5 protein-coding genes, 1 tRNA gene and 1 pseudogene are annotated in these 6,880 nt (G+C 64.2%); all 7 read left to right on the top strand.

Annotation, left to right across the window (positions count from 1 at the left end; all coding sequences use genetic code 11):
- Positions 1-464 (top strand): annotated as a pseudogene (locus VDP74_RS01495) (SAM-dependent methyltransferase); the annotation flags it as partial.
- A 10-nt stretch (positions 465-474) separates the two neighbouring features.
- Positions 475-924, top strand: a complete 450-nt coding sequence (rnhA, locus tag VDP74_RS01490) for a ribonuclease HI (RefSeq protein WP_322997830.1) — start codon at positions 475-477, stop codon at positions 922-924.
- A gap of 75 nt (positions 925-999) precedes the next feature.
- On the top strand, positions 1,000-1,746 hold the full coding sequence (gene dnaQ / locus VDP74_RS01485; protein ID WP_322997829.1) for a DNA polymerase III subunit epsilon: 747 nt from the start codon (positions 1,000-1,002) through the stop codon (positions 1,744-1,746).
- Positions 1,747-1,880: 134 nt separating this feature from the next.
- A tRNA-Val gene (locus VDP74_RS01480) sits at positions 1,881-1,955 on the top strand.
- A gap of 264 nt (positions 1,956-2,219) precedes the next feature.
- Complete coding sequence (gene arsN2, locus VDP74_RS01475; RefSeq protein ID WP_322997828.1) at positions 2,220-2,675, top strand: arsenic resistance N-acetyltransferase ArsN2; 456 nt, start codon at positions 2,220-2,222, stop codon at positions 2,673-2,675.
- 143 nt (positions 2,676-2,818) lie between these two features.
- On the top strand, positions 2,819-3,730 hold the full coding sequence (locus VDP74_RS01470; RefSeq protein WP_322997827.1) for a ZIP family metal transporter: 912 nt from the start codon (positions 2,819-2,821) through the stop codon (positions 3,728-3,730).
- Positions 3,731-4,034: 304 nt separating this feature from the next.
- Positions 4,035-6,803 (top strand): magnesium-translocating P-type ATPase, encoded by a 2,769-nt coding sequence (mgtA, locus tag VDP74_RS01465; RefSeq protein ID WP_322997826.1) that lies wholly within the window; start codon positions 4,035-4,037, stop codon positions 6,801-6,803.
- Positions 6,804-6,880 lie beyond the last annotated feature (77 nt).

Raw genomic sequence — 6,880 nt, 5'->3', positions numbered from 1 at the left:
ATCCCCACCAGGTGCTGCGCGAGGTCGAACGCGTCCTGATGCCCGAAGGGCGGGTCGTGATGACGGGCTTCAACCCCTACAGCCTGTGGGGGCTGCGCGAATCCCTGCCAGGGCTGGCCTTGCAGTTGCCGGTCTCGGTGCCGTCCCAGGTGTCCCCCTCGCGTTTGAAAGACTGGTTCAAGCTGTTATCCTTCGAGCTCGATCGGGGGCGGTTCGGCTGCTATGTGCCTTTGTGCGCGACGCCGGCCTGGCTGCAGCGCTGGCATTTCATGGAACATGCCGGCGACCGCTGGTGGCCTGCGGGCGGTGCGGTCTATGCGATCGCCGCCGTCAAACGGGTGTCCGGCATGCGGCTGGTGGGGCCTGCCTGGCGCAAGGGTCGCCGCCGCCGTGTGCGGCGCGGTGCCGTCGCCCCGGTCGCCAAGCAGATCGACGACACCGGCGTCGACCGGAAACTCTTCTAGCAGGAAATCAATGGCGGAACCACACGTGGACATCTGGACGGACGGGGCTTGCAAGGGCAATCCCGGGCCGGGGGGCTGGGGTGCCCTGCTGCGTCAGGGGCCACATGAAAAGACCCTGTATGGCGGCGAGACCCTGACGACCAACAATCGCATGGAACTCATGGCCGTCATCCAGGCGCTGCGGGCGCTCAAGCGCCGCTGCGTGGTCACGGTGCACACAGATTCCGTCTACGTGCAAAAGGGCATGACGCAGTGGCTGCCCAACTGGAAACAGCGGGATTGGCGCACGGCTGACAAGAAACCGGTGAAGAATGCCGACCTGTGGCAAGACCTGGATGCCCTGGCCGGACAGCATGAACTACACTGGCGCTGGGTCAAGGGCCATGCCGGCGATCCCGGCAACGAACGCGCCGATGCCCTGGCCAATCAGGGCGTGGAAGACCTGGCGCGGGCTGGATGATCCACCTGCCCATGATGGCAGGCCGCACTCGGCACGTGCCGTTCCAGAATTTCTTGAATCACTCTTTTTCCTGCCATGCGCCAAATCGTCCTGGATACCGAAACCACCGGCCTGGAGCCCGAACAGGGCCATCGGGTAGTTGAACTGGCCTGTGTAGAGATCGTCAACCGCCAGGTGACGGATCGCCATCTGCACCTGTACCTGAACCCGGATCGCGACAGCGACCCCGAAGCCTTTAATGTCCACGGCCTGACCACGGAATTCCTGTCCGGGCACCCGCGTTTCCCGGAAATCGCCCAGCAGCTGGTCGATTTCGTGCGCGATGCCGAGGTCATCATCCACAACGCCGCATTCGACGTGAAGTTCCTGAACTCGGAACTGAAGCGCGCCGGCCTGCCGATGTTCCCCGACCTGTGTGGAAAGATCACCGATTCCCTGATGGTGGCCCGCGAGATGTTCCCGGGCAAGCGCAACAACCTGGATGCGCTGTGCGATCGCTTCGGGATTTCCAATGCGCACCGTACCCTGCACGGCGCCCTGCTGGACTCGGAATTGCTGGGCGAGGTCTGGCTGGCGATGACGCGCGGCCAGAATTCCCTGCTGGGCGGCGAAGGCGATTCGGGCCGCAAGACCGGGGCCGGCGCGGCGGCTGCCCTGGATCGTTTCGATGCATCCGGCCTGCCCGTGATCCAGGTCAGCGCCCAGGCCCGGCAGGCCCACGAGGCCTATCTGGACGGCCTGGACAAGGCGGCGGGGGGGCGCAGCCTGTGGCGTGAACTGGAATCGCCCGCCACCGCCGAAGGGGATTCCGCGCCCGCCTGATGCGCGACGGGTCCTGCCCGTTCACGGCAGGCGATTTCCGCAGTCGGCAGGCCTATCTGAATTCATGTACAATTTCGGTCTTTCCAGTCGGCTGTCCTGGCGCTTCCTGCGCTGATCCGGACAGTATCCCGATTGGGCGGTTAGCTCAGTGGTAGAGCACTGCCTTCACACGGCAGGGGTCACAAGTTCGAACCTTGTACCGCCCACCAAATTCCCCTCTATTATCAGTACTCTGCGAAATTTCCCATGCTATCCCCATAGGGCGGTACGGAAGGGTGCGGAAAACAGATGGTGCCATACTCTCTTTTGCCGTCTCCGCACGCAATCACGAGCTGGGGCTGGGCTACTTCGGTCTTCAGGTCGACAACGGTGCGGATCTGGCGGATGATCAGCCCCATGCAGGTCAAGGCGGTCAACCGCGCCCGTGGTTGGTGCGTTTGTAGCGCCGAGACACCTGTTCGGGAGCCTGTACTATGAATACCACGATCAATCCCCTGCACGACGATCCCGTCACCGGAAGTGATCCCGGTTTTGTCGCTGCACTGCTGGAGGCCGGCTTGCCCGTAGATGACCTGGCTGAGGGCGACCGGGCCTTCTACGCCTACCGCTTGCGCTCTGGCCGGTTGATCGGCTATGGCGGCTTCGAGTGCTATGGACGAGACGTGCTGCTGCGGTCCATCGTCGTGCCCTCGGCAGACAGGGGCCAAGGCATAGGGCGTGATCTTCTGGCCTTGCTGCAGCAGCGTGCTTATGACCAAGGAGCTCGCCAATCCTGGCTGCTGACGGAAACGGCTGCGCCATTCTTCGAACGGATAGGCTTCAAAGCCGCTGACAGGGCGGATGCACCGCAAACCATCCTGGCCACTCGACAAGCCCGAAGCTTATGTCCAGCCAGCGCTACGCTGATGACGCGAACGATCGTATTCTGAGGGGGCTAGGAGGCCGACCCTGCATCATTCCCCATTCGTCATATATTGATTCGGCCTGCCGCCAGGCACGGGCGCGTGTGCCTGCGCCGATCCGGTGCAGTATCGTAGCGTGTCGCAGTCGTATGTGTTCCAGGGGGAAATGAATGGCGGTTTCAATATTGAATGCCTGGCGCCGCCAGTGGCAGGAACACCGGATTCCCGCCGTGGGGCTGCTGGTGGCCTTGCTGGCGGTGCTCTGGCTGTTGCTCAGCAGCGGAGTGGAATCGTTTTCGGGCGATAACCGCGACTATCTGGGCTATGCGGCACTGGGCGGCCTGGCGGGTTTTGGGGCCACGGCCCTGGGGGCCTTGGGGGCGCTGGTGCTGCGCCGGGTCGAGACCCGTGCCCAGGACTGCATGCTGGGTTTTGCCGCCGGCATGATGCTGGCGGCGGCATCGTTCTCGCTGATTCTGCCGGGGCTGGATGCAGCCCGTGATCTGCTGGACAGCGGTACGGGGGCGGCCTTCACCGTGGTGGTGGGCCTGGCTCTGGGAGTCTTGCTGATGCTGGGGCTGGATTACTTCACCCCACACACCCACGAGGACGCAGGCCCGCAAGGCCCGGCGACCGAACGGATCAGCGGGGTCTGGCTCTTTGTGCTGGCAATCATCCTGCACAATCTGCCCGAGGGCATGGCCATCGGAGTCGGTTTCGCCCAGGGCGACCTGTCGGTCGGCCTGCCGCTGACCACGGCCATCGCCATCCAGGACATTCCAGAAGGCCTGGCTGTGGCGCTGGCCCTGCGGGCCATTGGCCTGGGCATGGGGCCCGCCGTCGGGGTGGCGGTCGCCTCGGGGCTGATGGAACCTCTGGGGGCGCTGGTCGGGGTCGGCATGGCCAGCGGCCTGCCCATCGCCTATCCCGTCAGCCTGGGGATCGCCGCAGGGGCGATGATTTTCGTGGTGTCTCACGAAGTCATCCCTGAAACCCACCGCAACGGGCATCAGACGGCGGCTACGGTGGGCCTGATGGCGGGGTTTGGGGTGATGATGTTCCTGGATACGGCGCTGGGCTGAGCCAACCTATACCAAAGTATATGGCCCGGTGCCTGTTCGGCACCGGGCTTGCGTTCTACACTCTTCCTGGCTTTGCAGCCATCCGCCCATTTTCGACCTGACAGGAGGCATGTGCACCATGACCGACGACAGCGAGTCAGATAGCGGCGATACAGAAGGCGATCCGGCGATCTGCGCGGCGCGCCATTGCCCGACTCATCCCACTTCCAGTACCCATCGAGCCCGGACTCGCATTGGGCGGGAGACGCTTGCGCCTTGATCGTGGGCGCGCTCCTGCGCAGGCTGTCTGAGCGGGAGCACCACCATGAAGCAAGTCAACGAAGCATTGCTGCCACGCCTGTCCGGGGCGCCCGGCAGCCCGACGGCGCCCCGGACGCCTCGAACATCCAGGATCATGCCGATTGCCCGGCATGCGCAATTGTCCGCCCAGGACAGCCTTGAGGCGCTGCACGCCCGGCGCGATGGGCTGACCGCCGCCGAGGTCGTTGCCCGGCGCGCAGTGGATGGTCTGAACGAGGTCTCGCACGATAAACCCGCGCCAGCCTGGCTGCAGTTGTTGTCCGCATTCCGCAATCCGTTCGTGATGGTCCTGCTGGGGCTGGCGACCGTATCGTATTTCACCGACGTCCATTTCGCGGCGCCTGCAGACCGTGAATGGACCGGCATCGTCATCATGATGACGATGGTGGCGATCAGCGGCTTGCTGCGCTTTGTCCAGGAATACCGATCCGGCCGTGCGGCCGAGCGGCTGAAGTCCATGGTGCGCAGCACCGCCACGGTGCTGCGCCGCGATCTCCAGGCCAGCGTGCCGGTGCGTTGCGAGCTGCCCATGAGCGAACTGGTGCCGGGCGACATCGTCGAACTGCAGGCCGGCGACATGATTCCGGCGGACGTGCGTCTGCTGCATTCGCGCGACCTGTTCATCAGCCAGGCCATCCTGACCGGCGAAGCCATTCCCGTCGAAAAATACGATACGCTGGGCAACGTCAGCGCCAAGCACGCGGATGCTCCGTCCCGCGAGGGTGCCAGCCTGCTGGATCTGGCCGGCATGTGCTTCATGGGGACCAATGTGGTCAGCGGCACTGCGACTGCCGTGGTGGCCGCCACCGGTCAGAACACGTATTTCGGCTCTCTGGCTCGTAACGTCACGTCGACCAAGCGGGTGGAAACCAGCTTTGATCGGGGCGTCAACAGCGTTTCCTGGCTGCTGATCAAGTTCATGCTGATCATGGTCCCGATCGTCTTTCTCATCAATGGCGTGACCAAGGGCGACTGGGTCACGGCCCTGACCTTCGCATTGGCCGTGGCCGTGGGGCTGACGCCGGAAATGCTGCCCATGATCGTCTCGACCAATCTGGCGAAGGGCGCGGTCGCCATGGCGCGGCGCAAGGTGGTCGTCAAGCGGCTGAATTCCGTGCAGAACTTTGGCGCCATGGATGTGCTGTGCACCGACAAGACGGGCACGCTGACACAGGACCGCATCATCCTGGAACACCACTTCAACGTGGACGGCGAAGAGGACGATGACGTGCTGCGCCTGGGATGGCTCAACAGCGTCCACCAGAGCGGGCAGCGCAACCTGATGGATCGCGCCATCGTGACCAGTGCGCAGGAAACGCGGGATTGGAGCGCCTGCGCCGGGGTCGAGAAAGTGGATGAAATTCCCTTCGATTTTGTCCGTCGCCGTCTGTCGGTGGTGGTCCGGGATGCCGATGGCGCTCTGGACATGATCACCAAGGGCGCCGTGGAAGAAATGCTGGCCGTCAGCACCCACGCGATCGTGGGCGGGCGCGAGGTGCCGCTGGATGGGTCGCTGCGCGAGCGCCTGCTGCGACGGGCCGAGGAGTACAACCGCGACGGCTTTCGCGTGCTGGTGGTGGCCGCGCGCCGCCTGCCCGCGCAGGATGGCGTGCAATTCGCTGCTGCCGACGAGCGTGACCTGGTGGTGCGCGGCTTTCTGACCTTTCTGGATCCGCCCAAGGATTCCGCCTTGGCGGCGATCCGCGCGCTCAATGAATATGGCGTGGCCGTCAAGGTGCTGACTGGGGACAATCCCATCGTCGCCGCCAGGGTCTGCCGCGAGGTGGGCCTGGATGTCGGCGTGGCCGGCGATGGCCGCCTGATGCTGGGCGCCGACATCGAAGGCACGGACGATGCGGTGCTGCGCCGCCGCGTGGAGTCGGCCGTGCTGTTCGCCAAGCTCACGCCACTGCAGAAATCCCGCGTGGTCAAGGCCTTGCAGGCCAACGGCCACACGGTGGGGTTCCTGGGGGATGGCATCAACGATGCGCCTGCATTGCGTGACGCCGACGTGGGTATTTCAGTCGATTCCGGTGCCGACATTGCCAAGGAGACGGCCGACATCGTGCTGCTGGAAAAGGACCTGATGGTGCTGGAGCAGGGGGTGGTCATGGGGCGCGAGACCTTTGGCAATATCCTCAAGTACCTGAACATGACCGCCAGTTCCAACTTCGGCAATGTGCTCTCCGTGCTGGTGGCCTCGGCCTGGCTGCCCTGGGAACCGATGCTGGCCCTGCAGTTGCTGATTCAGAACCTGGTCTACGACATCTCTCAGCTGACGCTGCCCTGGGACCACATGGACGACGAGTTCATGAAAAAGCCGCGCAAATGGGAGGCGGGCAATATCCGGCGCTTCATGCTGTGGTTGGGGCCGACGTCTTCGGTCTTCGACATCACCACCTATGCCTTGATGTGGACGGTATTCGGCGCAGGGGCGGCCTATGCGTTGCGGGGCGGTGACGGCGGCCAGGCCATCATGAATTCCGGCTGGTTCATCGAAGGACTGGTGTCGCAGACGTTCGTGGTCCACATGCTGCGTACGCGCCGGATCCCCTTCCTGCAAAGCACCGCCGCGTCGCCGGTTCTGTTGTCGACCTGCGCCGCCATCGGGCTGGCGTGCTGGCTGCCCTTTTCGCCGCTGGCCGAGGCCATGGGCTTCGTCAGCCTGCCGCCAGTCTATTTCGCATGGCTGATCCTGACCATGGCTGGCTATGTCGCGCTGACGCAGCAGGTGAAGACCGCCTATATCCGTCGAAATGGAGGCTGGTACTGACTAGCTGGCACTGATCCATCGGGACGCGGCGCCTCTACAATGGCAGGTGCCGGCCTGCATCGGCGCAGACCGGGCGC

Source organism: Castellaniella sp. (assembly GCF_034674885.1).
Lineage (GTDB): Bacteria > Pseudomonadota > Gammaproteobacteria > Burkholderiales > Burkholderiaceae_B > Castellaniella.
The sequence above is the reverse complement of the archived record's forward strand: the minus strand, read 5'-3'. Positions and strand labels throughout refer to the sequence as shown.

Bases quoted from the DNA above. Each gene is read 5' to 3' on its own strand.
- rnhA (WP_322997830.1), top strand. From the start codon at position 475: ATGGCGGAACCACACGTGGACATCTGGACGGACGGGGCTTGCAAGGGC.
- dnaQ (WP_322997829.1), top strand. From the start codon at position 1,000: ATGCGCCAAATCGTCCTGGATACCGAAACCACCGGCCTGGAGCCCGAA.
- arsN2 (WP_322997828.1), top strand. From the start codon at position 2,220: ATGAATACCACGATCAATCCCCTGCACGACGATCCCGTCACCGGAAGT.
- VDP74_RS01470 (WP_322997827.1), top strand. From the start codon at position 2,819: ATGGCGGTTTCAATATTGAATGCCTGGCGCCGCCAGTGGCAGGAACAC.
- mgtA (WP_322997826.1), top strand. From the start codon at position 4,035: ATGAAGCAAGTCAACGAAGCATTGCTGCCACGCCTGTCCGGGGCGCCC.